The 24,127-nt window shown below is 65.7% G+C and carries 21 protein-coding genes and 1 pseudogene; 15 read left to right on the top strand and 7 right to left on the bottom strand.

From position 1 onward, the window contains the following. Nucleotides 1–14: 14 nt before the first annotated feature. Nucleotides 15–3,011, bottom strand: coding sequence for an FAD-binding and (Fe-S)-binding domain-containing protein (locus P0Y33_RS16585; RefSeq protein WP_279528491.1), 2,997 nt, complete (start codon nucleotides 3,009–3,011; stop codon nucleotides 15–17). A gap of 136 nt (nucleotides 3,012–3,147) precedes the next feature. Here P0Y33_RS16585 and P0Y33_RS16580 point away from each other — a divergent pair, with 136 nt between their 5' ends. Continuing rightward, a complete protein-coding gene (locus P0Y33_RS16580) occupies nucleotides 3,148–3,525 on the top strand; it encodes a VOC family protein (protein ID WP_279528490.1) in 378 nt (125 codons plus the stop codon). A gap of 249 nt (nucleotides 3,526–3,774) precedes the next feature. Here the strand turns inward: P0Y33_RS16580 and aceB are convergent, their stop codons facing one another. Next, complete coding sequence (gene aceB, locus P0Y33_RS16575) at nucleotides 3,775–5,085, bottom strand: malate synthase AceB (RefSeq protein ID WP_279528489.1); 1,311 nt, start codon at nucleotides 5,083–5,085, stop codon at nucleotides 3,775–3,777. A 262-nt stretch (nucleotides 5,086–5,347) separates the two neighbouring features. Here aceB and P0Y33_RS16570 point away from each other — a divergent pair, with 262 nt between their 5' ends. From P0Y33_RS16570 to P0Y33_RS16560, 3 genes are all read left to right on the top strand, one after another. Beyond that, entirely contained in the window at nucleotides 5,348–7,606 is a 2,259-nt protein-coding gene (locus tag P0Y33_RS16570) for an NADP-dependent malic enzyme (protein ID WP_279528488.1), read from the top strand. A gap of 69 nt (nucleotides 7,607–7,675) precedes the next feature. Continuing rightward, complete coding sequence (locus tag P0Y33_RS16565) at nucleotides 7,676–8,818, top strand: dipeptidase (RefSeq protein WP_279528487.1); 1,143 nt, start codon at nucleotides 7,676–7,678, stop codon at nucleotides 8,816–8,818. 64 nt (nucleotides 8,819–8,882) lie between these two features. Continuing rightward, nucleotides 8,883–9,263, top strand: coding sequence for an ArsR/SmtB family transcription factor (locus tag P0Y33_RS16560; RefSeq protein WP_279528486.1), 381 nt, complete (start codon nucleotides 8,883–8,885; stop codon nucleotides 9,261–9,263). 46 nt (nucleotides 9,264–9,309) lie between these two features. Here the strand turns inward: P0Y33_RS16560 and P0Y33_RS16555 are convergent, their stop codons facing one another. Beyond that, on the bottom strand, nucleotides 9,310–9,918 hold the full coding sequence (locus P0Y33_RS16555; protein ID WP_279528485.1) for a ribonuclease H family protein: 609 nt from the start codon (nucleotides 9,916–9,918) through the stop codon (nucleotides 9,310–9,312). Between the two features lie 104 nt (nucleotides 9,919–10,022). Between P0Y33_RS16555 and P0Y33_RS16550 the strand changes: the two are divergent. The 8 genes and pseudogenes from P0Y33_RS16550 to P0Y33_RS16515 all read left to right on the top strand — a co-directional run bounded on the left by P0Y33_RS16550 (nucleotide 10,023) and on the right by P0Y33_RS16515 (nucleotide 18,534). After that, a pseudogene (locus tag P0Y33_RS16550) lies at nucleotides 10,023–11,633 on the top strand (ABC transporter substrate-binding protein). Continuing rightward, complete coding sequence (locus tag P0Y33_RS16545; RefSeq protein ID WP_279528484.1) at nucleotides 11,633–12,649, top strand: ABC transporter permease; 1,017 nt, start codon at nucleotides 11,633–11,635, stop codon at nucleotides 12,647–12,649. The pseudogene P0Y33_RS16550 and the gene P0Y33_RS16545 overlap by 1 nt, the downstream one beginning before the upstream one ends. Continuing rightward, complete coding sequence (locus P0Y33_RS16540) at nucleotides 12,649–13,665, top strand: ABC transporter permease (protein WP_279528483.1); 1,017 nt, start codon at nucleotides 12,649–12,651, stop codon at nucleotides 13,663–13,665. Before P0Y33_RS16545 ends, P0Y33_RS16540 begins: the two co-directional genes overlap by 1 nt. A gap of 1 nt (nucleotide 13,666) precedes the next feature. Beyond that, the gene (locus tag P0Y33_RS16535) at nucleotides 13,667–14,857 is read left to right on the top strand and encodes an ABC transporter ATP-binding protein (protein WP_279528482.1); all 1,191 of its coding nucleotides are present in this window, start codon (nucleotides 13,667–13,669) and stop codon (nucleotides 14,855–14,857) included. Further along, nucleotides 14,850–16,403 (top strand): ABC transporter ATP-binding protein, encoded by a 1,554-nt coding sequence (locus tag P0Y33_RS16530; RefSeq protein WP_279528481.1) that lies wholly within the window; start codon nucleotides 14,850–14,852, stop codon nucleotides 16,401–16,403. Before P0Y33_RS16535 ends, P0Y33_RS16530 begins: the two co-directional genes overlap by 8 nt. A 50-nt stretch (nucleotides 16,404–16,453) precedes the next feature. Beyond that, entirely contained in the window at nucleotides 16,454–16,993 is a 540-nt protein-coding gene (locus P0Y33_RS16525) for a CBS domain-containing protein (RefSeq protein WP_279528480.1), read from the top strand. Nucleotides 16,994–17,026: 33 nt separating this feature from the next. Next, nucleotides 17,027–17,950: a DMT family transporter gene (locus P0Y33_RS16520; RefSeq protein WP_279528479.1), complete on the top strand. Its 924-nt coding sequence runs from the start codon at nucleotides 17,027–17,029 to the stop codon at nucleotides 17,948–17,950. Nucleotides 17,951–18,039: 89 nt separating this feature from the next. After that, the gene (locus tag P0Y33_RS16515) at nucleotides 18,040–18,534 is read left to right on the top strand and encodes a GNAT family N-acetyltransferase (protein WP_279528478.1); all 495 of its coding nucleotides are present in this window, start codon (nucleotides 18,040–18,042) and stop codon (nucleotides 18,532–18,534) included. Between the two features lie 9 nt (nucleotides 18,535–18,543). Here P0Y33_RS16515 and P0Y33_RS16510 read toward each other — a convergent pair whose 3' ends face one another. The 3 genes from P0Y33_RS16510 to P0Y33_RS19245 all read right to left on the bottom strand — a co-directional run bounded on the left by P0Y33_RS16510 (nucleotide 18,544) and on the right by P0Y33_RS19245 (nucleotide 20,883). Continuing rightward, complete coding sequence (locus P0Y33_RS16510; protein WP_279528477.1) at nucleotides 18,544–19,509, bottom strand: aldo/keto reductase; 966 nt, start codon at nucleotides 19,507–19,509, stop codon at nucleotides 18,544–18,546. Between the two features lie 265 nt (nucleotides 19,510–19,774). Beyond that, nucleotides 19,775–20,221, bottom strand: coding sequence for a hypothetical protein (locus P0Y33_RS19250; protein ID WP_279530094.1), 447 nt, complete (start codon nucleotides 20,219–20,221; stop codon nucleotides 19,775–19,777). Continuing rightward, nucleotides 20,191–20,883 carry a hypothetical protein gene (locus P0Y33_RS19245; protein ID WP_279528476.1) on the bottom strand — a complete coding sequence of 231 codons (693 nt, stop codon included), beginning with the start codon at nucleotides 20,881–20,883 and terminating at the stop codon, nucleotides 20,191–20,193. Before P0Y33_RS19245 ends, P0Y33_RS19250 begins: the two co-directional genes overlap by 31 nt. A 159-nt stretch (nucleotides 20,884–21,042) precedes the next feature. Between P0Y33_RS19245 and tnpA the strand changes: the two genes are divergently transcribed. Beyond that, nucleotides 21,043–21,423 carry an IS200/IS605 family transposase gene (gene tnpA, locus P0Y33_RS16495; RefSeq protein WP_279528475.1) on the top strand — a complete coding sequence of 127 codons (381 nt, stop codon included), beginning with the start codon at nucleotides 21,043–21,045 and terminating at the stop codon, nucleotides 21,421–21,423. Further along, nucleotides 21,420–22,694 carry an RNA-guided endonuclease InsQ/TnpB family protein gene (locus P0Y33_RS16490; RefSeq protein ID WP_279528474.1) on the top strand — a complete coding sequence of 425 codons (1,275 nt, stop codon included), beginning with the start codon at nucleotides 21,420–21,422 and terminating at the stop codon, nucleotides 22,692–22,694. The genes tnpA and P0Y33_RS16490 overlap by 4 nt, the downstream gene beginning before the upstream one ends. A gap of 47 nt (nucleotides 22,695–22,741) precedes the next feature. On the opposite strand, the gene P0Y33_RS16485 is transcribed toward P0Y33_RS16490, so the two are convergent. Beyond that, complete coding sequence (locus tag P0Y33_RS16485) at nucleotides 22,742–23,002, bottom strand: hypothetical protein (RefSeq protein ID WP_279528473.1); 261 nt, start codon at nucleotides 23,000–23,002, stop codon at nucleotides 22,742–22,744. Between the two features lie 313 nt (nucleotides 23,003–23,315). Between P0Y33_RS16485 and P0Y33_RS16480 the strand changes: the two genes are divergently transcribed. Continuing rightward, a complete protein-coding gene (locus tag P0Y33_RS16480) occupies nucleotides 23,316–23,729 on the top strand; it encodes a hypothetical protein (protein ID WP_279528472.1) in 414 nt (137 codons plus the stop codon). Nucleotides 23,730–24,127 lie beyond the last annotated feature (398 nt).

Genomic DNA, 24,127 nt, shown 5'->3' with positions numbered 1-24,127 from the left:
GGGGGTTACTTAAGCTACTGCGCGAGTGCCGCTTCGAGCCGTTCGACGGGGTGAGGTGGGTTCTCGCTCGCCTCGTCGCGGTCGCCGAGTTGGCTCCGGCAGGAGGCGCCGGGAGCGACGACCTGCTCGCCGTCGCTCTGGTCGACCTGGCGGAAGAGGATCTGACCGATGGCCTTGGACATCTCGTAGTGCTCCTCCTCGTAGCCGAACGAACCGGCCATCCCACAGCACCCGGAGTCGATGGGGTCGACCGCGTAGCCCGCTCTCCTGAGCACGCCGACCGCGTGGTGGTCCTTGTTGGTCGCCTTCTGGTTGCAGTGGCCGTGGTAGGACAGCGACTCGGGCGGGGCCGCCCAGTCGACGTTCTCGTCGAGGCGGAACGTGTCGATGTACTCGCAGACGCCGAACGCGCTGGCCGCGACGTCCTCGGTGCGCTCCTCACCGGGGAAGAAGTCGCGGTACTCGTCCTGGAACATGACCGCGTCCGAGGGTTCGATGAAGACGACGTCCCAACCGTTCCGGACCGGGTGAGCGAGGGCGTCGACGTTCTCGCGAGCGGACTCCTTCGCGGCGTCGAGGAAGCCCTTCGAGTAGGCTGCCCGGCCGCTGTCGGTCACGTTCTCGGCGAGTCGGACGTGGACGCCCGCCTCCTCCAGCACGCGGACCGCGGCCTTGCCGGGTTCGGGGTAGTTGTAGTTCGTGTACGTGTCCGGGAAGAGGAGGACCTTCCGCTCGGCCTCGGCTTCCGAGACCTGCGGGCTGCGGTTGGCCATCCACTTCTCCAGGGTGTCGCGACGGAACGTCGGGAGTTCCCGGTCGCGGTGGATGCCGAGCACCGACTCCATGACGGCGCGCGCACCGGGCAGGTCCTTCCCCCAGTTCGAGAGGGGCGCGAGCGCGCTGCCGAGTTTCGAGACGGTGTCGATGTTGGCGAACACCTTCTCGCGGAGGCTGGCACCCTTCTTCTGGTGGTACTCGTGTTTCACCTCGGTCTTCAACTTCGCCATGTCGACGCCGGTCGGGCAGTCGGACTTACAGCCCTTACAGCCGACACAGAGGTCGAGGACCTCCTCCTTGAAGCGGTCGGAGTACATCTCCTCTTCGTCGAGTTCGCCGCTGATGGCGGCGCGGAGCATGTTCGCCCGACCGCGCGTCGCCTGGATCTCTTCCTTGGAGGCGCGGTAGGTCGGACACATCGTGTCTGTGTCCGTCTGCCGACAGGTCCCACAGCCGTTACAGAGTTCGACGAGGTGCGAGAAGCCGCCCTCGTCGGTGAAGTCCTGTTCGGTCTGTGGCTCGACCGACTGGTAGGCCGCCCCGTAGCGGAGGTGCTCGCGCATGTCGGTCGGGTCGTCCTCGCGGTAGACGACCTTCCCCGGGTTCATGTGCCAGTCGGGGTCGGCGGCGGTCTTGATGTCCTTGAACGCCTGCCAGATGTCCTCCCCGTACATCTTCGGGTTGAACTCCGTGCGGGCGAGACCGTCGCCGTGCTCGCCGGAGAACGAGCCGTGGTGTTCGAGGACGAGGTCGGTGACGTCCTCGGTGATGGAGTGCATCTTCTGGATGCCCTCGTCCTCCTTGAGGTTGAGGATGGGGCGGATGTGGAGGGTGCCGGCGCCGGCGTGGGCGAAGTACGCCGCCGAGGTACCGTGCTCGTGGAGGATGTCCCGGAACGACTGGACGTACTCCGCGAGTTCCTCCGGCGGGACCGTCGCGTCCTCGATGAACGGGTAGGGCTTCGGGTCGCCCTCCATCCCCATGAGCAGGGGAATCGCGGCCTTGCGGAGCTTCCAGATGTCGTCCTGGTCCTCCTGGGTGTAGGCTTCGAGGCTGTCGAAGGCCGCGCCGTTCGCCAGGAAGCGCTCGTCGGTGGCCGCGATGGCCTCCTCGAAGTCGTCGTGGAGTTCGGAGTCGTACTCCAGCATGAGGGCGGCCGCCGCGTTCTCGGGGATGGGTTCGGTGTACTGGGCGAACTCCGTCGAGTCGCGGGCGAGGTCGAACATCTCCTCGTCCATCAACTCGACGGCGCTCACGTCGTACTCGAGGGCCTGCGGGACGGCCTTCATCGCCTCGATGAGGTCGTCGAAGAAGTAGAGGGCGAGCGCCGTCTCCGCGGGCTTGGTGACGAGTTCGAGTTCGGCCTCGACGACGACGCCGAGGGTCCCCTCCGAGCCGACGAGGAGTTTCGAGAGGTTGATGCACTCCTCGCCGTCCTCGTTCTCGTAGACGACGCGGTCGAGGTTGTAGCCGGAGACGTTACGCTTCAGGTTGGGGTAGCGTTCCTCGATCTCTTCTTCGTTCTCCTCGACGGCGTTGCGGACCGTCCGGTAGAGTTCGGCTTCGAGGGAGTCGCCCGAGGAGACTTCCTCCCACTCCTCGGAGTCGAGGACGATCTCGCGGGTCTCCATCAGGGAGCCGTCGGCGAGGACGACCTTCAGGCGCTCCGTGTAGGCGTCGGTGATGCCGTAGCGAACCGAGTGGGCACCCGTGGAGTTGTTGCCGATGCCGCCGCCGACCGTCGCGCGGTTCGAGGAGGCCGGGTCCGGCGCGAACTTGAGGCCGTGGTCGGCGAGTTCGTCGTCGAGGTGGTCCTGGACGACGCCGGGCTGGATGGTCGCCCGCTTCTCGCCCGGGGAGATGTCGATGATGTCGTCCATGTGCCGGCTGAGGTCGAGGACGACACAGCCCGGACCGACGGTCTGGCCACCCAGCGAGGAACCGGTCCCGCGCGGGAGGATGGGGACGCCGTGGTCCGTCGCGACCTCGACGGCAGCCTTCACGTCCTCGACGTCGCGCGGACACACTGCGCCAGCGGGACGTGCCTGGTAGATGCTCCCGTCCGTCGCGTAGAGGATCTGGGCGTACTCGTCGAACATGACCTCCCCGTCGACGCGGTCACGGAGATCAGATGCGAGTGCCGCGTACTCCTCGACGTCGGGGTGGTCGTGCCCGAGTGAGTCGACGGAGGTCTCCAGTCCGTCGGGGTCGTAGTAGTCGTCTTCGACTGCCATACTCACTCATGGGAAATACCTACAATTAAGCACTGTGGTGCCACACCTACCTTTCCGGACCTCGAATGGAGTCACATGGATATTCCTTAAGGACGGCCGGGCGAGGTTTTATACCGACTGCCACGCCACACGACCCATGGAGATCATCCACCTCTGTCTGAACGTTTCGGACGCCGATCGCTCGGTCGAGTGGTACGAGGAGAACCTCGGCTTCGAGGAGACGTGGTCGTTCGAGACGCCCGACGGCGAGACGGTCAACCGCTACGTCGCCGGCGACAACGGCGTCGAGATCCAACTCTCGGACACCGAGGGCGAGGAACCGTCCGAACACGGCGACGCCTTCGACCACCTCGCGGTCGGCGTCGAGGACGTCGACGAAGCCTTCGAGAGCATCGACGACCACGGCGTCGTCCAGGAACCCCAGGACCAACCGGCCGCGGGCGCGCGGACCGCGTTCATTGAGGACCCGGACGGGCACGTCGTCGAACTCGTCCAGCCCCTCGACGAGGAGTAACGACAGCGACACCCGTTTTTTCGCGAGACGTCCCCGACCGCGTCCGTCACGTCTGAAACGACTACGCGTGCGTGAGTAAATATCTAGAGGGCCGTGTAGCGACCGGACGGCAACGACGTCCTACTGGCCGTCGCCGAGAACTCGGCGACGTCGGCGTCTGCGGATACGGGGCACTGGTGTACGCTGAGCCGGTCGCGAAAGAAGGGTGGTCGGTTTCGAAGCGTTCGAGACGGGGAGTGGGGTCGGACCTCAGACCGAGCCGACTTCCACTGCGCGCTCGACGACGTCCTCGCTGTACAGTTCTTCGAGTTCGTCGTGCTGGTCCGGACGGTGCTCGTAGACGTCCTGGAAGAGCGCGATGGGCGTCATGGCGGCCTGGTAGGTCGCCTCGTCCCACATGCGGTCCTTCTCGATGTCGACCTCGACGCCGTCGATGACGAGTGTCGCGGACTGCGTCATGGCGATGGCGCCCTTCCCGGCCTCCTTGGCGGCCTCGAACTCCTCCATGGAGTTGACGATGTCGTCCATGCTCGGGACGTAGGAGGTCATGTCGAGGAGTTCCTCGCGGAGTTCGTCCTCGGAGAGGACCTGGGCGTCGCCCTCGATTTCGAGGACGTACTCGCCGTCTTCCTCTTCGAGGGTGACGGTGTCGCCCTCGTAGACCTCACGGCCGTCCTCGGTCTCGAGTTCGACCTCGCGGTCGTCGACTTCGAGGAGCCAACTGCCCTCCTGGGGCGGGAGCGGCGCCTCGTTGGCGACCTCGACCTGCCCGGGTGTGAGCGACCAGATGCCGATCATCCCCTTCGCGCGGTTGTCCTCCATCCGCTCGCGGTAGCCCTCGACGTCGCGGATGTTGTCGTAGGGACCGTCGACGGCGATGAGACCGGCCGCGCTCGCGCCACGGGACGTGTTGTGGCGGAGTTCGGGCCACGGCGGCAGTTCGCCGGTGGGCGTCATCGCACGCATGTCCTTCGTGTAGTCGACCTCGCCGTCGACCAGCAAGAAGAGTCGCTGGAGGTTGTTCGAGGGCTTGCCCATCTCCTCGCGGAGGTCGCCCATCGCGAGTTCGGACTCGCCGCTCTCGACGATGACCGACATCGAGAGACTCCCCTCTTCGAGACCGTGCTCGTTCTCGATGATGGTGATGAACTCGTCGGCCTTCTTCCAGTCGTCGATGTCGCCGACTTCCGGGACGACGAAGCCGTCGAGGTTCTCGACGGCGCCGTTCTCGGGGTCGGCGATCTCCTTCATCTGCTGGAAGCCCTTGTAGCGCGTCTCCGGCGACTCGCGGTGCCAGACGATGCGCGGGTGGATCTCGCCGGGGAAGTCGGCGCCGTACTCGGAGACGACGTCGATGATGTTCTGGACGCCCTCGTCACGCATCGAGGGAGCCGTCGCGTCCTCGTTGTCCGGAACCCAGACGTCCGGTGCCTGCATCCCACTGAGCTGTGCTGCCTTCCGTGTCATCTTCGCGGAGTCGTCCTCGCCCTTCACGGCCGCCGGCGACGTGAAGAACGTGCGGACGAACTCGCGCTCGTAGTGTCGATCGGTAGTCTTCATAGGTGTGGTAGTTGGTTTATCCCACGAGGACTGGTAGCGTCCCCGTCGGTATCCGACGTCAAGGTGTCCGGAGTGTCTTCTAAATAAGTTACCGATACCGGAAGTGCTTGAATGCCGTCCGTTCGGACCAAAACGCAAGGAGAGGAGCCGTACGACCAATTCTGCCGTGGTACCGGGGTGAGGTACCGATCGTTCGTCACACGTCGAACTACCTTTCGACGTCAGGGATAGCTTTTTGGGCGCGCCGGTGAGAGACCACTGTATGGGACTCGACGAGGACGCCCTCGACTACCACAGCGAGGATCCGCCCGGAAAACTGGAGATTTCGACGACGAAGCCGACGAACACGCAACGAGACCTCTCGCTGGCGTACTCGCCCGGCGTCGCCGCGCCGTGCCGGAAGATCGCGGAGAACCCGGACGACGCCTACACGTACACGGCGAAGGGGAACCTCGTCGGCGTCGTCTCGAACGGTTCTGCCGTGCTCGGTCTCGGTGACATCGGCGCGCAGGCGTCGAAGCCCGTCATGGAGGGGAAGGGCGTACTGTTCAAGCGCTTCGCCGACATCGACGTCTTCGACATCGAGCTCGACCAGCAGGACGCCGCGGACATCATCGACTCAGTCGACGCGATGGAACCGACGTTCGGTGGCATCAACCTCGAAGACATCAAGGCGCCGGAGTGCTTCGAGATCGAGTCGGAACTCCGCGACCGGATGGACATCCCGGTGTTCCACGACGACCAGCACGGCACCGCCATCATCTCCGGGGCCGGCCTGGTCAACGCCCTCGACATCGCGGGAAAGGACATCGAGGACGTCGAAATCGCCATGTCCGGCGCCGGCGCCTCCGCCATCGCCTCCGCGCGCTTCTACGTCTCGCTCGGCGCGAAGAAGGAGAACATCACGATGTGCGACTCCACGGGTATCATCACCGAGGAGCGCGCGAAGGCCGGCGAGGTCAACGAGTACAAGGCCGAGTTCGCCCGCGACGTCGAGGAGGGCGACCTCGCCGACGCGATGGAGGGCGCCGACGTGTTCATCGGACTCTCCGCGCCGGGTATCGTCTCCCAGGAGATGGTGCGTTCGATGGCCGACAACCCCATCATCTTCGCGATGGCCAACCCCGAACCCGAAATCGGCTACCAGGAGGCCAAGGACGCCCGCGACGACACCGTCATCATGGGGACCGGCCGCTCGGACTACCCCAACCAGGTGAACAACGTCCTGGGCTTCCCGTTCATCTTCCGCGGCGCCCTCGACGTCCGCGCCACCGACATCAACGAGGACATGAAGGTCGCCTGTGCGGAGGCGCTCGCGGACCTCGCCCGCCAGGACGTCCCCGACGCCGTCGTGAAGGCCTACGGCGACCAACCCCTCCAGTTCGGCCCCGACTACATCATCCCGAAGCCGGTCGACCCGCGCGTCCTCTTCGAGGTCGCGCCCGCCGTCGCCGAGGCCGCCATGGAGTCCGGCGTCGCCCGCGAAGAGATCGACCTCGACGACTACCGCGACCGCCTCGAGGCGAAACTCGGCAAGAGTCGCGAGATGATGCGGATCGTCCTCAACAAGGCCAAGAGCGAACCCAAGCGGGTCGCACTCGGCGAGGGCGACGACGAGAAGATGATTCGCGCCGCCTACCAGATGCAGGAGGAAGGCATCGCCGACCCCGTCCTACTCGGCGACGAGGGCGTCGTCGAGAGCACCGTCGAGCGACTCGGTCTCGACTTCGAACCCGACGTCGTCGACCCCGACACCGTCGACACCGAGCAGTACGCCGAGCGACTCCACGAGATTCGCAAGCGGAACGGTGTCACCCGGAGCGAGGCCGAAGACCTCGTCCGGAAGGACCCGAACTACCTCGGGAGCGTGATGGTCGAGCAGGGCGACGCAGACGCCCTCCTCACCGGTCTGACCCACCACTACCCGAGCGCGCTCCGGCCGCCGCTCCAGGTCGTCGGCACCGCACCCGACGCCGACTACGTCGCCGGTGTCTACATGCTGACGTTCAAGAACCGCGTCGTCTTCGCGGCCGACACGACGGTCAACCAGGACCCCGACGAAGAGGTGCTCGCGGAGGTGGCCCAGCACACGGCCGACCTCGCACGGCGCTTCAACGTCGACCCGCGCGTGGCGATGCTCTCCTACTCCAACTTCGGCAGCGTCGACACCGAAGGCACCGAGAAGGTCCGCAACGCCGCCGCGAAACTCCGCGAAGACCCGGCGGTGGACTTCCCGGTCGACGGCGAGATGCAGGCCGACACGGCCGTCGTCGAGGACATCCTCCAGGGGACCTACGAGTTCTCCGACCTCGACGAGGCCGCGAACGTGCTCATCTTCCCGAACCTCGAAGCCGGGAACATCGGCTACAAACTCCTCCAGCGCCTCGGCGGCGCGGACGCCATCGGTCCCATGCTCGTCGGCATGGACGAACCCGTCCACGTCCTCCAGCGTGGTGACGAGGTCAAGGACATCGTCAACCTCGCAGGCGTCGCAGTCGTCGACGCGCAGAGCGAAGAGTAGAGTACCGACCGACCCAACCGCCGGAACCGCTTTCCGAACACTCTTCTCTCGGTCGGCGGACTACCCGGTATGAACGTCGTCGACGGACACAACGACCTCCTCTTACGACTCTGGGAGTCTGACGTGGACCCCGTCTCGACCGTCGCCGAGGGGGACGCGGAGCGACACGTCGACCTGCCGCGTGCCCGCGAGGGGAATCTCGCGGCGGGATTCTTCGCGGTCTTCGTCCCGAACGAGGAACCGCTGCCCGACGCGGTCTTCGTCCCGAACGAGGAACCGCTGCCCGACGCGGTCGAGACCGACGAGGGCTACCGCGTCCCGAGCGTCGACCCCATCGACCAGGAGTACGCGAAGCGCGTCGCGTACGAGCAACTGGAACTGCTCCACCGCCTCGCCCACGACGTCGACGACTTCCGGGTCGTCACGTCGGCCGCGGACGTCGAGGACTGTCTCGCGGAGGAGTCGCCGGGCGCCCTCGGAGCCATCCCGCACCTCGAAGGCGCCGAACCGGTCGCCCGGGACCTGTCGAACCTCGACTTCCTCGCCGCGGCGGGCGTCCGCTCCATCGGCCCGGCGTGGAGTCGGGACAATGCCTTCGCCGACGGCGTCCCCTTCGAGTACCCCGGACACCCCGACGCAGGCGGCGGCCTCACCGACGCGGGCCGCGACCTCGTCCGCGCCTGCGAGGAGCGCGGCATCCTGGTCGACTGCGCGCACCTCACCGAGCAGGGCTTCCGTGACGTGGCCGCCGCGACCGACGCACCGCTCGTCGTCTCGCACACGGCCGCCCACGCGCTCGTCTCGCACACCCGGAACCTCACCGACGAGCAACTCGCGGCGGTGGCCGACACCGGCGGGGTCGTGGGAATCACCTTCGGGCGCGACCAACTCCGTGACGCAGCCGTGGCGCGGAGCGCCTCGTCTGCCAACCGGAACGCTTCGCGTTCCGGTGACGACGCCGACCAGGGCGCGGACGTCCCGCTCGCGGCGCTCGTCGACCACGTCGAGTACGTCGCCGACGTCGCGGGCGTCGAGCACGTCGCCCTGGGTTCGGACTTCGACGGCGCGACCGTCCCCGAGGACGTCGGCGACGTGACCGGTCTCCCCGACGTTCTCGACGCCCTCCGCGAACGGGGGTTCGACGAGGCCGAAGTCGAGCAGGTCGCCCACGGGAACTGGCTGCGCGTCCTCCGCGACTGGTGGGGCGAGTAGCGAGCGACTCGGGCGGCGAACGACCCGAAGACTCAATTGAACAGTTGTACAATCGTTCAACTGTATGCCGGACCAGACCGACCGACTCGAACGACTCGTCGCCGCGGAGGGCGGCGCGGAGAGCGTCACCGACCGTATCCAGCGCCTCGACGACCTGGAGGACGCGCTGCCGCCCGTCGAGGCGCACGTCGAACTCCTCTCGGTGCTCGCGAGCGAGACACGCTACCGTATCGTCCAGTTGCTCGACGCCACCGAGGACGACCTCGCCGTCGCGGAACTCGACGCCATCCTCGGCGCGAGCGAGAGCGCCATCAGCCACGCCCTCGGGCGACTCGTCGACCAGGACCTCGTCGAGCGCCGCCGCTCGGGGAAGTGGGTCTACTACGACACGACGCCGCGCGCCGAAGAGATCCTCGCCGCGCTGGCGGGCGTCGGAGAGGAGTGAACGACTGTCGGGAAGGGGGCGCGCTGGCCGTCCGTGCGGGAGTCGACTAGCGGTTCGCCCGCGACGGCGGCGGAATCTGTGGCTCCTGTTCCTCCAAATCGGGGAGGAGACACTTCGGCGGTTCGTCGTTGACGTGGGCGTACTGTGTGGGCGCGTTCGCGAGGACGTGGGCCGGGTTCTCGCCGCTGTCGACGGCCGCGGCGCGAATCTCGTCGAAGCCGACGACCCGGGCGCGGATGCCGCGCCAGTGGTGTCTCGCGGAGTTGGGGACCGACACGTCGCGTAGCGGGCGGTAGTCCGGTCCGCGCGCGGCGAGGGCGGCGAGGTTCACGTTCGCGGCGAGGTCGTCGTGGTCGACGAGGACGCCGATCCGCGTGTCCGGCGGCGTCCGCGCCGCGAGGGTGTCTAACCCCAGGTGGAGCGCCCGGTACTCGGCGACGTTGTTGTCCGGTGCGTCGTCGGGGACGGCGAGGCGAGCGACGCGCTCGCCGTTCCGGGCCTCGATGATCACGCCGAGTCCACTCCCGTCGTCCGAGAAGGAACCGTCGGTGGCGACGTAGAAGTCTCGACGGTGCGTACGGGGGTGGTGGGCGATGTGGGGCGTCGGAGCGTCGTCGAAGCGGTCACGGAGGGGTGACCGGCCCGCGTAGGCCATATCTACGTATATCTGGTGGCGACTCTTAAAGTGTGCGCCGGACCCGGGGGTCGAGTGGGACGATTTCCGAGGATATATCTGGTGGCCGAACATATGACCACGCTATGCCATCCCTCGACACAGAGACGGACAGGCGGAAGTTTCTGACCGCGGCCGGTGGGGCCGCGGCGACCGCACTCGCTGGCTGTTCCAGCGGCGGGAACGGCGACACCACGACCACGGGGACGACCACGAAGACGACGACCGAGCAACAGGAGTTCCCGGTGACCATCACGCAGGGGCAGATGCCGACGACGCTCGACCCCCACGACCACCGGTCGACGCCGACGGACATCGTCGTGTTGCACGCCTACGAGGGCGTCCTCTCGCGTAGCCGTCTGGGGAAGATCGAGGGGTCACTCGCGCACAAGTGGTAGCGCATCGAACCCGGTCGCGTCCGCTTCCACATCCGGGAGGGGCCGACGTTCCAGAAGACGGGGAACGCACTCACCCCGGAGGACGTCGCCTATAGCGTCAACCGCATCGTGAAGAACGACGTCGGCATCGCCAGTCCGCAGAAGAGTCAACTCGCGGGCGTCACCGGCGCGGAGGTCCCCTCAGACGTCGACGGGCGGGTCGTCGACGTCCTCTCGGACGGGCTCAACCCCATCGTCTTCGCCGAGTTCGCGGTCTACTGCGACGTCATGGAGAAGGCGTGGACCCAGGAGCACGACCCGAGCTACATCGCCAAGAACATGAACGGGACCGGCCCGTTCGAGCAGGCCGACTACGAGCAGAACGTCCGCGTCGTCTTCGACCGCTACGACGACTACTGGCAGGAACCCGCCGCGGTGACGAAACTCACCTTCAACGCCGCGAAGGAATCCAGCGTCCGCGTCAACAAACTCGTCGCCGGCGAGACGGACCTCACGGTCAACATTCCACCGCAGTCCATCCCACGGGTGCAGAACGCCGAGACCGCTCGCGTCGACGCCATCGGGAGTACGCGCATCATCTACAACGCGATGCGCTACGACGTCGAGCCGTTCTCCTCGCCGAAGTTCCGCCAGGCGATGAACTACGCCGTCGACCTCCAGTCCATCGTCGAGAACGTTCTGCAAGGATTCGGTGGAGAGACCGGGCAGCCGACGCTCAAGCCGTTCTTCGGCTACGAGGACGAAGTCGGCCCCTACCCCTACGACCAGGCGAAGGCCGAGCAACTCGTCGAGGAGTCCGGGATGGCCGGCGCCGAGATCGAACTCCACACGCCGGTCGGCCGCTACCTCAAGGACGTCCAGATCGCCCAGGCCGTCGCGAACATGATCGACCAGCTCCCGAACGTCTCCTGTAGCGTCAAACAGCGGGACTTCGGTGCGCTGGCCAGCCAACTCGTCGACGGCGACATCACGACGGGACCGAACTTCTACCTCATCGGGTGGGGGAACGCGACGTTCGACGCGGCCCAGACCATCATCCCGCTGCTCACCAGCGACGGCGCGCTGACCTCCTACAAGAACGACGAACTCGACCAACTCGTCGAGCAGGCGCAGAACACGGCCGACCGCGAGAAGCGCGACCAACTCCTCCAGCAGGCCAACGCGCACTGCCACGAGCAGGCGCCCTGGATCTACCTCAACCGTCAGTACAGCGTCTACGGCGTCTCCGAGCGCCTCGAGTGGAAGCCCCGGAACGACGAACGCGTCGACGCCTACGCCATCGAACCCGCGAGTAACTGATGGGCTACGCCCGGTTCCTCATCAAACGCGCGCTGCAGGGCGTCTTCGTCGTCTGGGGCGTCGTGACCGTGGTGTTCGCCCTCCGGTTCGTCACGCCGGGGAGCCCCATCACGTTCATCGCGCCGCTGGACGCCTCCCAGCAGTTGCGCCAGCAGATCGCCGAACGCCTCGGCCTGAACAGACCCTTCTACGTCCAGTACGCCGACTACCTCTGGGACCTGCTCCACCTCGACATGGGGCAGTCGTACATCTCGAACACGTCGGTCGCGGGGCAGGTGTTCTCGCGACTGCCCGCGACCATCGAACTCGCCGTCGCGGCCACCCTCGTCGCCATCGTCCTCTCCATCCCGCTGGGCGTCGTGAGTGCGACGAACCGCCACGAACCCGCGGACTACGCCGCGACGACGTTCTCGCTCTTGGGCATCAGTACGCCGAACTTCTGGCTCGGTCTGATGCTCGTCTTGTTGTTCGCGGTCGGCATCGGCGTCTTCCCGTCGTGGTTCCCGACCAGCGGCATCGGTCAGGTCCGTGGCCAGACGGTGCTGTTCGTCGACGCCCTCACGCACTTGCTCCAGGGCGAACCCCGCTGGATGGTAGTGTGGTTGAAGCACATCACCCTCCCCGCCATCACCCTGGGTACCTACTTCACGGCGCTCGTCACGCGTCTCACCCGGAGCGGGATGCTGGACGAACTCGGGAAGTCCTACGTGCAGGCGTTGCGCGCGAAGGGTCTCCCCGAGACGCTGGTCCGCTACCGGCACGCACTGAAGAACACGCTCATCCCGGTCATCACCGTCCTCGGTCTCCAACTGGGGACGCTCATCGGCGGCGCCGTCATCACGGAGGCCGTCTTCGCGTGGCCGGGTCTCGGCAGCCTGCTCATCAACGCCATCAACAGCCGTGACTGGCTGATGATCCAGGGCTGTCTCATCGTCATCGGCGTCGGGTTCGTCGTCGTGAACACCGTCGTCGACCTCCTCTACGCCTACGTCAACCCGGAGGTGACTGCTGACTAATGCTCTCTCCCCGAACGAAACGCAACCTGAAGAAGGAGCTTCGACAGAGCGGTCTCGCGAAGCTCGGTATCGTCATCTTCGCCGTCATCTCGTTCGTCGCGGTGTTCGCGCCGTTCCTCGCACCGCACGACCCGACGGCCCAGCACCTGAGCAAGAAACTGCTCCCCCCCATCGGCTTCAGCAAGGTGACGACGCAGACGACGTCGAAGATGGTCAACGGTTCGATCCAGACCGTGACGACGAAGAAGATGGTCAACGCGACGTGGGCCTACCCTCTCGGGACGGACCCGCTCGGCCGCGGGATGCTCTCGCGCGTCATCTACGGCGCGCGGACGTCGCTCGTCGTCGGACTCGCCGGCACGGCCGTCGCCGCCCTCATCGGCGTCCCCGTCGGGATGGCTGCGGGCTACGTCGGCGGGAAGGTCGACGACGCGCTGATGCGGAGCGCCGACATCATGCTCGCGTTCCCGTCGCTCGTCCTCGCCGTCGCGCTCGTCGGACTCTTCGGCCGCGCGACCATCTGGGTGCCCGACCCGTGGGTGAAACTCGGTCTCGCCGCCGAGACCATGCCGGAAGCCTTCGCCGTCCCGGGGACGGTCATCCTCGTCGTCGGTCTCGTCAACTGGGTGTGGCTCGCCCGCGTCGCACGCGGGGAGGCGCTCACCGTCTCCGAAGAGGAGTACGTGAAGGCTGCCAAGAGCGTCGGCGCGAGCGACGTCCGCGTCGTCGCCCGTCACGTCCTCCCGAACTCCATCACGCCCATCCTCGTGCTGGCGACCATCCAGGTCGCGGCCATCATCCTGCTGGAGAGTTCGCTGGCCTTCCTCGGCTTCTCCGGCACCACGCTCTCGTGGGGCTTCGACATCGCACAGGGCCGTCAGTACCTCGCGACCGCCTGGTGGGTCGCAACGATTCCCGGCCTCGCCATCGTGTTCAGCGTCATCAGCGTGAACCTCATCGGCGATTGGCTCCGGGACGCCCTCGACCCCGGTATCGAGGGGGAGGGAGGTGTCTGAGATGAGCGACGCCGACCTCCTGCGCGTCCGGAACCTCTCGACGCGCTTCTTCACCGAAGAGGGACAGGTCAACGCCGTCGAGGACGTCTCGTTCACCGTCCGCGAGGGCGAGGTCTTCGGCGTCGTCGGCGAGTCCGGGAGCGGGAAGTCCGTCACCGCGCTCTCGGTCCTCGACCTCGTCGAGTCGCCCGGCCGCGTCACCCAGGGCGAGATCTGGTACCGTAACGCCGACCTCGCCGACACCTTCGCGGACGAAGGGAGCAACGTCGTCGACGGCGAGTTCGTCAACGTGCTCGAACTCCCCGAGGGGACCCGCCGCTCGCTACGCGGTCCCTCGTTCAGCATGATCTTCCAGGACCCGATGAGCAGTCTGAACCCCTCGGTGACCGTCGGCGAGCAGATCGCCGAGGCCGTCGAGGTCCAGCGACGCGCCAGGGCGAACCCGCGTTCCACCCGCTCGCGCACGCAGGGCTACGGTCTCGGGAGTCTGCTGGTCGACAGCATCGTCCCCGACCGGGAGTACGTCTCCGACGAATCCTACGAACGGGCGGTCGAGTTGCTCGACCAGGTCGGTATCCCCGACGCCGCCGAGCGCGCCGACGAGTACCCCCACCAGTTCAGCGGCGGGATGCTCCAGCGCGCGATGGTCGCGCAGGCGCTCGCGGGCGAACCCGACCTGCTCGTCGCCGACGAACCGACCACCGCCCTGGACGTCACCATCCAGGCCCAGATTCTCGAACTCCTCCGGGACCTCCAGGAGGAAGAGAACATGAGCGTCATGCTCATCACGCACAACCTCGGCGTCATCGCGCGGATGTGCGACCGCGTCGGCGTGATGTACGCCGGCGAGATCGTCGAGCGCGGGACGCTCGAAGACGTCTTCGAGGACCACGTCCACCCCTACACCGAGGGGTTGCTCGGGAGCGTCCCGGACCTCGAAGAACCCGCACCCCGCCTCCAACCCATCGAGGGGAACGTCCCCTCGCTGCTCGACGAGGAGATGGGCGACCGCTGTTACTTCGCCGACCGCTGTCCGCACGCCATGGAGGACTGCCTGAGCCACCCCGAAGAGCGCGACGTCGACGGAGAGCACTCGGCCCGCTGTGTCCTCGTCGACCGCGAGTACGACGAATCCGACGCGCTGCCCGACGACTACTTCGAGGCGGAGTCGGAGGTGACGGCCGATGAGTGACGCCGAACGCGGACGCTCGCTCGTCGAAGTCGAGGACCTCGAGAAGTACTACTACGAACAGGACTCGCTGCTCGACACCCTTCTGCGTCGCGAACAGACCGCCGTCCACGCCGTCGACGGCATCTCCTTCGAGGTCGAAGAGGGCGAGACGCTGGGACTCGTCGGCGAGTCTGGTTGTGGGAAGTCGACGACCGGCGAGACGCTCCTCGACCTCCGCGAACCGACCGGCGGGACGGTCCGCTTCGACGGCGAACCCGTCTCCGGGCGCGGGAAGGCCGAGACGAAGGCGTTCCGCAAGCGCGCGGGCATCGTCTTCCAGGACCCCTTCTCCAGTCTGAACCCGCGGATGACCATCGGCGAGTCCATCGCCGAACCGCTGAAGGTCCACGACCTGCCCGCGTCGGACCCCGACGTGAACGTCGTGACGGACGTCCAGACCGAGAACCTCCCGCCGGGGAGCGTCACGGTCGACGCGGCCGACGACCTCGACACGGTCGTGGAGGCGAGAGACGGCACCGCCACGGTCCACGTGACGGTCCGCGGTCCCGAGGAGGACCGCGGTGAACTCGCCGCCGAGGACGTCACCGTCGACGTCGAGGAGGACGTCGACACCGGAGTCGAGGTCCGCGACGGGACGGTCCACGTCCGGTTGTCCGTCGAGCGATCCCGGCGAGAACTCCGACGCGAACGCGTCGAGGAGTTGCTGGACAGGGTCGGACTCTCGGCCGACCAGTACGACCGCTACCCCCACGAGTTCTCCGGGGGGCAGCGCCAGCGCGTCGGTATCGCCCGTGCACTCGCCGTCGAACCCGACTTCGTCGTCCTCGACGAACCGGTCTCCGCGCTCGACGTGAGTGTCCAGGCCCAGATCCTCAACCTCCTCGACGACCTCCAGGAGGAGTACGGGCTGACCTACCTGTTCATCGCCCACGACCTCTCGGTCGTCCGGCACGTCTGCGACCGCGTCGCGGTCATGTACCTCGGCGAAATCGTCGAGGTCGCCGAGACGGACGCTCTCTTCGAGGACCCGCGACACCCCTACACGCAGGCGCTCCTGGAGTCGGTCCCGCGGGCCGACGTCGCCGAGCGGGACCGGGAGGTCCACACGCTGGAGGGCGACGTCCCCTCGCCGAAGAACCCGCCGTCCGGGTGTCGCTTCCGCACGCGCTGTCCGAAGGTCATCGCACCCGACGACGTCGACCTCTCGCAGGCGGCCTACCGGGAAGTGATGGACTTCCGCGAGCGCGTCGAGGGACTCGGCGAACCGCTCCCGCTCGACTACCTCCGCGAAGAGGCCGCCGACGCCTACCCCGACGTCGAGGAGACGGAGGCACTCGTCCGCTACGTCCGCGAGGAGTTCTTCGACCACGACCTCGACGGGGACGACCGCGCGGCCGTCGACGAGGCCGTCCGGTCTCTCGCCGACGGCGACGAGGAGTCGGCCGTCGAGACGCTCCGCGAGCGCTTCGAGAGCGTCTGCGAGCGCGCGTCGCCCGACCTCGACCGCGACGCCGAGCGGCCCGCGGCCTGTCACCTGGAGGACTGAGCGGTCGCGGACGCCCGCACCTTTTACTCCCTGCCCGGCGACGTCCCGGTATGGAGTTGCAGGCGAAGGACCTGATGACGACGGACGTGGAGACGGTGAACCCCGACGACGAGGTGAGCCACGTCCTCACGCGGCTCGCGCAGGCGCACTTCACGGGCTTCCCCGTCGTCGAGGAACCCGAGACGGAGACCGAGACGTCGGGCGGCTACCGCGCCCGCGGCGAACTCGTCGGCGTCGTCACCCAGCGTGACCTCGTCGAGATCTTCCAACCGAGCGACCGCACGCTCTGGATCCCGGTCGGACTCCCGCCCTTCCTCGAGACCGTCGAGTACGCCATCGACCTCTCGTGGGACGAACTCGACACCGAACTCGACCTCGCGAAGCACGCCGGCCGGCCGGTGCGCGAGATCATGACCGAGGACGTCCTGACGGTCACACCCGACGCCAGCCTCGACGACGTCCTCGACGTCCTCGCGGCCGACGAACGCGACGTCAACCGCGTCCCCGTCGTCGAAGACGGCCAACTCGTGGGCATCGTCACCCGCCAGGACGTCCTGCTGGCCATCCGAGAGGAGCGACGGGGTCCGTAAGCTTAACCCTCCGCCGGCACCGAGTCGTCGGGCGTGTCTACGTATCGAAACTTCGGCCTGTTCGTCGTCCTCGCCGCGGTGTGGGGGTCGGCGTTCATGGCCATCAAGGCAGGTCTGGCGTACTTCCCGCCCGTGTTCTTCGCGGCCGTCCGCTACGACCTCGCGGCGGTCGTGATGCTCGCGTACGTCCTCTACTCGACCGACCACTGGAAGCCCGAGGGCCGCGACGAGTGGCTCCTCGTCGGCGTCGGCTCGGTGTTCCTCATCGCGGGCTACCACGCCTTCCTCTTCGTCGGCGAGCAGTTCACCACGAGCGCCGCCGCGGCCGTCGTCGTGAGCCTCAGTCCGGTCCTCACCTCCGGGTTCTCGCGCGTCCTCCTGCCCAGCGATCGCCTCTCGCCGCTCGGTATCCTCGGGATGCTCCTCGGACTCGCGGGGGTCGTCGTCCTCGCGAACCCCGACCCCGCGAACCTCCTCGGCGGCAACACGGTCGGCGAACTCCTCGTCTTCGGGGCCGTCCTCTGTTTCGCCTTCGGGAGCGTGCTCACCCAGCGCCTCGACACCGACCTCCCCCACGAGACGATGGAGGGGTGGTCGATGATCGGCGGCGCGCTCCTCATGCACGTCGTGAGTCTCGGACTCGGAGAGCCACAGACCGCCGAACTCACCGTCCCCGCGGTGGCGGCGCTCGTCTACCTCTCGGTGCTCTCCAGTGCGGCCGGCTTCCTCATCTACTTCACGCTCCTAGAGCGACTCGGCCCCATCGAGATCAACATGGTGTCGTACGTCGCGCCGATGTTCGCCGCGCTCTCGGGGTGGCTGTTCCTCGGGGAAGTCATCGACGCCCGGACGGCCGTCGGCTTCTTCGTCATCTTCGTCGGCTTCTGCCTGCTCAAGCGTCGTGCCCTCGCCGACGAGGTCGAGAAGTTCCGCGCGGCCGTCGCCACGAACGACTGAGTCGGCGGCGTCGTCGGCGGCGTCGTAGGCGGCGGTGCCGTCGGCGGCCGGGGCGAGATTCTTTGTGCAGTGGTGTCGTAGCACATTATATGCGTGTGAGAGCCGCGGACGAGAGCGACGTGGACGCGATCCGGGACGTCGTCGAGGCGTCGTGGGAGATCGACTACCCGGCGATCCTGAGTCGCGAGCGGGCCGACGAGGGCGTCGACGAGTGGTACGCACCCGACGGACTCCACGAGGCGGTCGACGACGGCCGGACCGTCCTGCTCGTCGCCGAACGCGAGGAGTCGAGCCAGGGCCGTTCGGTCGTCGGATTCGTCCACGGACTCCTCGACGGCGACGTCGGTCACGTCCTCCGCATCTACGTCCACCCCGAGCACCGCGAGGCGGAGGTCGGGACTACGCTGTTCGAGGAGGGTCGCGAGGCGCTGGTCGACCGCGGTGCCGAGCGGGTGCGGGCGATGGTACTCGCGGAGAACACGCCCGGCAACGAGTTCTACCGCTCGCTCGGACTCGAACGGGTCGACGAAGGAGAGACGACCATCGGGGGCGAATCGTACACGGAGAACGTCTACGAGGCCTGAACCAGGAGGCTACTTCGCGGCGGCGATCCGCTGGAACTGCTCTTCGGAGATGGTGAGGTCGGTCGCCGCGAGCGTCTCGCGGAGTTGGTCGGGTGTGCGGGCGCCGACGATGGGTGCGGTCACCTGCTCGTGGTGGAGAAGCCACGCGAGACTCACCTGGGCGGGCGTGGCGCCGACTTCTTCGGCGACGTCCTCGACGACCTCCAGCACGTCGAAGTTCGCCTCGGTGAGGTAGGAGTCGACGAACTGCTGGTCGGTCGCGCCCCGCGTTCCCTCGGGCGGTTCTTCGCCGCGGGTGTACTTCCCGGTGAGGAAGCCACCGGCGAGCGGAGACCACGGGACGACGCCGAGGTCGTAGTCTCGACACATCGCGAGGTAGTTCCCCTCCACTTCGCGGTTGACCGCGTTGTAGCGGGGTTGGGTGACCGTGAACGGTTCGTACCCCTCGCGGGCGGCGATCTCGTTCGCTTTCGCGACCTTCCAGGCGTTCGGCTCGAAGGTGGAGGCGCCGAGGTAGTGGACTTTGCCGTCCTCGACGAAGCCGTTCAGCGTCCGCATGAACTCTTCGACCGGTGTCTCGTCGTCCCAGCGGTGGATGTAGAGGAGGTCGAGGTAGTCGGTGCCGAGGCGACCGAGCATCTCGTCGATGCTCCGACGGAGGTGCTTGCGCCCGAGGCCGCGGCCGTTCGGGTCGTCGCTGCGGGTCGGCCAGTACACCTTCGAGGCGAGCACGAAGTCGTCGCGGTCGCGCTCGGCCAGCCACTCGCCGACGTAGGCCTCGGCGCGGCCGTCGCCGTACATGTCTGCGGTGTCGACGAACCGGCCGCCGGTCTCGGCGTAGGCGTCGAGTAACTCGTGGGCCCGCTCCTTGCCGATCTCGATCTCGCCCTCGTCGTTCTCGCGGCCGAAGCGCCACGTCCCGAAGGCGACTTCGCTCACTTTCGTCCCCGTGCGTCCGAGTGAGACGACGTCCATACCCCGGGATGGGGACCTGTCGGGCAAACCGTTGTCGTTACGGAAAATTCGAGGCGAAAGCCTCGCCCTTCACAGTAGTTGCCGAATCAGATTCTCATCGAAGCAATCACGCCAGTGTTTACTTCAGAATCGCAGCGAGTGGGACTTTTCTCCACGCAGTAAGGCTCGGAGCAAGCGAGGGAACGCCGCTTCGACGGCGTTCCCGAGCGATACCTCTCCAGAGAACCCTCACTAACCGGTTTCCCGGTCAAACTGAACAGCTCGCTTAGCCGTGGTCTGTCAAGATGAGTCGTTGAAAGATCGGCGTCGAGATTGGTGGTTTCTCTGGTTGGTGCTTACCACTGACAAGGATGTTTGCGAGGATCCACAAATTGTACAGCGAAACGGCGAACAGAAAGTAGAACAACCGCACCGAGAACGTCGGCGACGACGTTCTCGGAAGGAAGTCACCGATCTGCCGATATGATGTTTCTATCCCCCAGCGGCGGCGGAACGCCGCCGCGTACGCTTTGGCTGTTGTAGCATCGACGTCCAAACTCGTCACGAACCAGACGTGCTCGTCGTCGTTCGAACGGTGCGGAACCGCGAAAACCGTGACATCTACCGACGCTGTGGGTTTGCGGTTTCGCTGCATCGTGTATGCATCGACGACCGTCTCAGCACCGGCGCTGAGACGGTCTTTCATTCCACTACTCGGGCGTGCACGGACGATGTAATCAATACCAGCTCCTCTAACTCTGCGACGACGTGGACTTGGTAGAAGCCACGATCAAGGTAGACGTGTCGAATCGAGACGTACTCTCGTGCAGTTTCGATCAAGGAGCGAACGGCTTCGCGCTTGGCGCGAAAGCCGTTCGCGTCCATCGGCAGTACAGCGAGAGTGAACCGAGTGCGTGGCGCAACGATACAGAGCGTTGCAAAGCAAAACGCTCTGTTCGTTCCCAAGTCAGGATACGTCGTTATCACGTGGTCGGTGTCAGCTGAACCGTAGAACCGCCATTCGTGGAGGTCGATGGCAACGTCGACATGAGCGGGAAGTCGCCGTTGTGATCGAAGGACTTCGAATAGGCGGTCTCGGACGCCATCGAACTGTGCGTTGATGGCGTCCATCGAGAGATTTCGCAAGTGGTAGAGCACCGATTTAGCGAGTGAGTTCCGAGCAGTGGACGTGATGTCTACCTGCTCGTTACGATCCAACTGAAGTGTCTTCCCGCCCGTATTGGCGAATTCCTGGTCGAAGGCGATACGAGAGAGGATTTCGAGAAAATCCTCTCTCGTGTACTTGCCGCATGGTTTCACATCAAACTCCAGTTCCGGGAACAAGAGTGTCGAAGCAGCACGAGAGACTTGTTTTGCCTCAGTTGTCTCGACCATACCGAAGAATGGAACTGAATCAAGATGAGTCTCAGCTAGGTTCGGCAACTACTGTTCAGGGCGGGGATGAAGCCGACCAACAGTATTCAACCGCTGACGGTGGCATAGACGGGGTTCCAACCCAATCTTTAAGCCGTCAGATCGTGATAGTATGCATAGATGGTAAAGAGTACCCGTCACGCGAAATACGAACTCTACTACCACATAGTGTTCGTGCCGAAAGATCGGCGTTCGCACCTGACGGGGAAGACGAAGGAACGTCTCGAAGCCATCTTCGCGGAAATCTGTGAAGACAAGGGCCTCGAACTGGCCGAGTCCGAGGTCATGCCCGACCACGTACACCTGTTCATCGGAAGTCCACCCAAGAACGCCCCGTCACTCATCGTCAACTGGATCAAGGGCATCTCGGCGCGAAAGTACAATCAGCGGTACGACGACCGCGTGAAGTGGACTCGTTCGTACTACGTCGGAACAGCGGGAAGCGCATCGAAGGGCGCTGTCGAACAGTACATCGCTGAACAAGAGGGTGAGGACGCATGAAGCGCGTCAACACCTTCGAGGTCGTCCCCCAGACCGAGAACGACAAAGAGTGCCTCCTACGGCTACTCGACGCCTCCGCCTCTCTGTGGAACGAACTCACCTACGAACGTCGTCAGAACTACTTCGGTGACGGTGACGTGTGGGACACTTCCGAGTACCGTGGACAGTACAACGGTGTCGTCGGAAGCGCGACTGTTCAACAGGTCACGCGCAAGAACAGCGAAGCGTGGCGCTCGTTCTTTGCCCTCAAGGAGAAAGGCGAGGACGCCAACCCGCCGTCGTACTGGGGCAACGAGGAGGACGGACGCGAACTCCGCACCTACATCCGCAACAACCAGTACACGATTGAGTGGGGCAAGCGTAGCCGTCTCGAAATTCCTGTTGGGCAAGAACTGAAAGATGAATACGGACTCGGCTACCACGAACGACTCCGCCTCGAAGTCCGAGGCAACCCGAAGTGGGACGGCAAACACGGTCGTCTGGAACTTGAGTACGACGAGGTGAGCGACGCGTTCAGGGCTTTCCAACCAGTCACCGTACCTGATTCTCGACTGGATTCACCACTGGCTTCTCACGAAGCCGCCCTCGACGTTGGCGCAAACAATCTCGTCGCCTGTTCCACGACTACTGGGAACCAGTACCTCTACGACGGATGGGAGTTGTTCGGACGGTTCCGCGAGACGACCGACGAGATCGCCCGCCTACAGACGAAACTCCGAGAAGGACGCTACTCCTCGAATCGGATTCGACGGCTGTACCGGCAGCGGACGAAGCGCCGTGACCACGCACAGAACGCGCTGGTGCGCGACCTCGTCGAACGGCTGTACGACGAGGGCGTGGCGACGGTGTACGTGGGTTATTTGACCGACGTGCTGGAAACGCACTGGTCGGTCAGGGTGAACGAGAAGACGCACAACTTCTGGGCGTTCAAGAAGTTCATCCACCGCCTCGCGTGCGTCTGTGAGGAGTACGGCATCAGTCTCGAAGTTGAGTCGGAAGCGTGGACGAGTCAGACATGTCCCGAGTGTGGCGACCACGAGGAGACGGTTCGCCACGAGGATACGCTGACGTGTCCGTGTGGCTTCGAAGGGCACGCCGACCTCACGGCGTCAGAGACGTTCCTTCGAGAAAATAGCGATACGGAAGTCAGGCCGATGGCACGGCCCGTGCGATTCGAGTGGGACGACCACAACTGGTCGGGGAAACCACACCCTCACGAAAGTCCCAAAGAAGTGCGCACAAACCCGCAAGTTGCCTCCGTGGGTCGGTAGCCGAATCTCCAACGGAGGAACCCTCGCGCTTTAGCGCGGGGAGGATATCAATCGCCGGCGTGGTGGTTCCGACCGACGAAGAGCGTGACGGCGTGCAGGGCGACCAGGGAGAGACAGGCAACGACCGCCGACGGAGAGTGGAGTCCGGCGAGCGCCAGCGGAACGTAGAGGAAGGGGAGCGCGACGCCCGTCCAGAAGGCGACCGCCTGAATCGACCGTCGGAGGGCGGTGAGCGGGACGGACGGCGCGTGTTGTCTGACGGACTCGACGCGGGAAGAGAAGGTGGTTGAAGTGGAGGGACTGGACATGGTACGGACCTGTCTCTGCCTACGTGGGCACCCGCCATATAACGGTGCGACCCTCGTCTCGTTTTCACCACGTTTCACGCACGGTAGGCTATCCCTACAGACGTTTCAAAACACGCCGAAAGCGCTCGATACGTTTTATCGACCACTCTCGTGGCTTCGCTTCAGTCGGCGTTCGTCGCTTCGGCGTCGGCCACGGAGCAGACGATTGGCGGACGAGTAGCGGACGGCGGGCGGACGTCCACCGGTGGCGCGGCCGGCGGTCTCGGACACGCCGGCCGTGAGCGGTTTGTACCGTCCGGCGGAAGCATCGGACATGCAGGACGAGTTACGTGTCCCGCCGAACTGGCGACGCGACGACCCCGACTTCTCAGAGGACGTCGCGCGGAAGTACGACCCCCACGCCGTCGTCGAGTACGAACACCGCGACCTGAACGTTTGGTTGGTGCTCGCGCCGGGCCGCGTCCCGCCCCGCATCGCCGACGACGAGCGAGGCTACCGCATCGAGTTGCGCCACGGCGAGGGAACGGACACGACGACCCACGACGTCGCGCTCGTCGAGACGCTCGGCGAGGCCCACGACGTCGCCGAGGACGTGATGCGACTCTTCGGCGAGTTCTACACCGCCGACACCGACATCGACCGCCTCGTCGAGGACCTCGTCGACCAGAAGTTCGACGACTGGCAGGCGAGTCACGACGCTGCCGACCCACAACTCGGGCGGGCCTGAGCAGACGCGGCCGCCGGACTCGTCTCGATCACCGGCCGGTCGTCGACGCGACTCCCGACTTCCTCGCCGACCGACTCGCGGACCGCCGGCCCGACGACACCACGAGTTTCTGCCGCTCGCCCTCCGTTCTCGGCAGTATCGTCCGATTCTCCCCACCACGGCCGCCAGCGTTATGGTCAGTCTCTTTGTCGTTTGTAACGACAACTCGGGTGGTGGTGGGCCAGCACCTGACCGACCTCGATAGAAGTGCGTGTAGAGTATGTTGCACGCGATAGGCAGATAAATTAATAAGTCCAAGGATAATAGACATGTCCAAGCACGACCTGCGCTCGGAGTCCCGACCCCACTCCGCAGACGCGGGCGCCACTCCCCCAGCATGTTACCAGACTCACTCGACT

This window comes from Halospeciosus flavus, from assembly GCF_029814175.1.
GTDB classification, from domain to species: domain Archaea; phylum Halobacteriota; class Halobacteria; order Halobacteriales; family Halobacteriaceae; genus Halospeciosus; species Halospeciosus flavus.
This window is presented reverse-complemented; position numbering and strand designations above follow the sequence as displayed.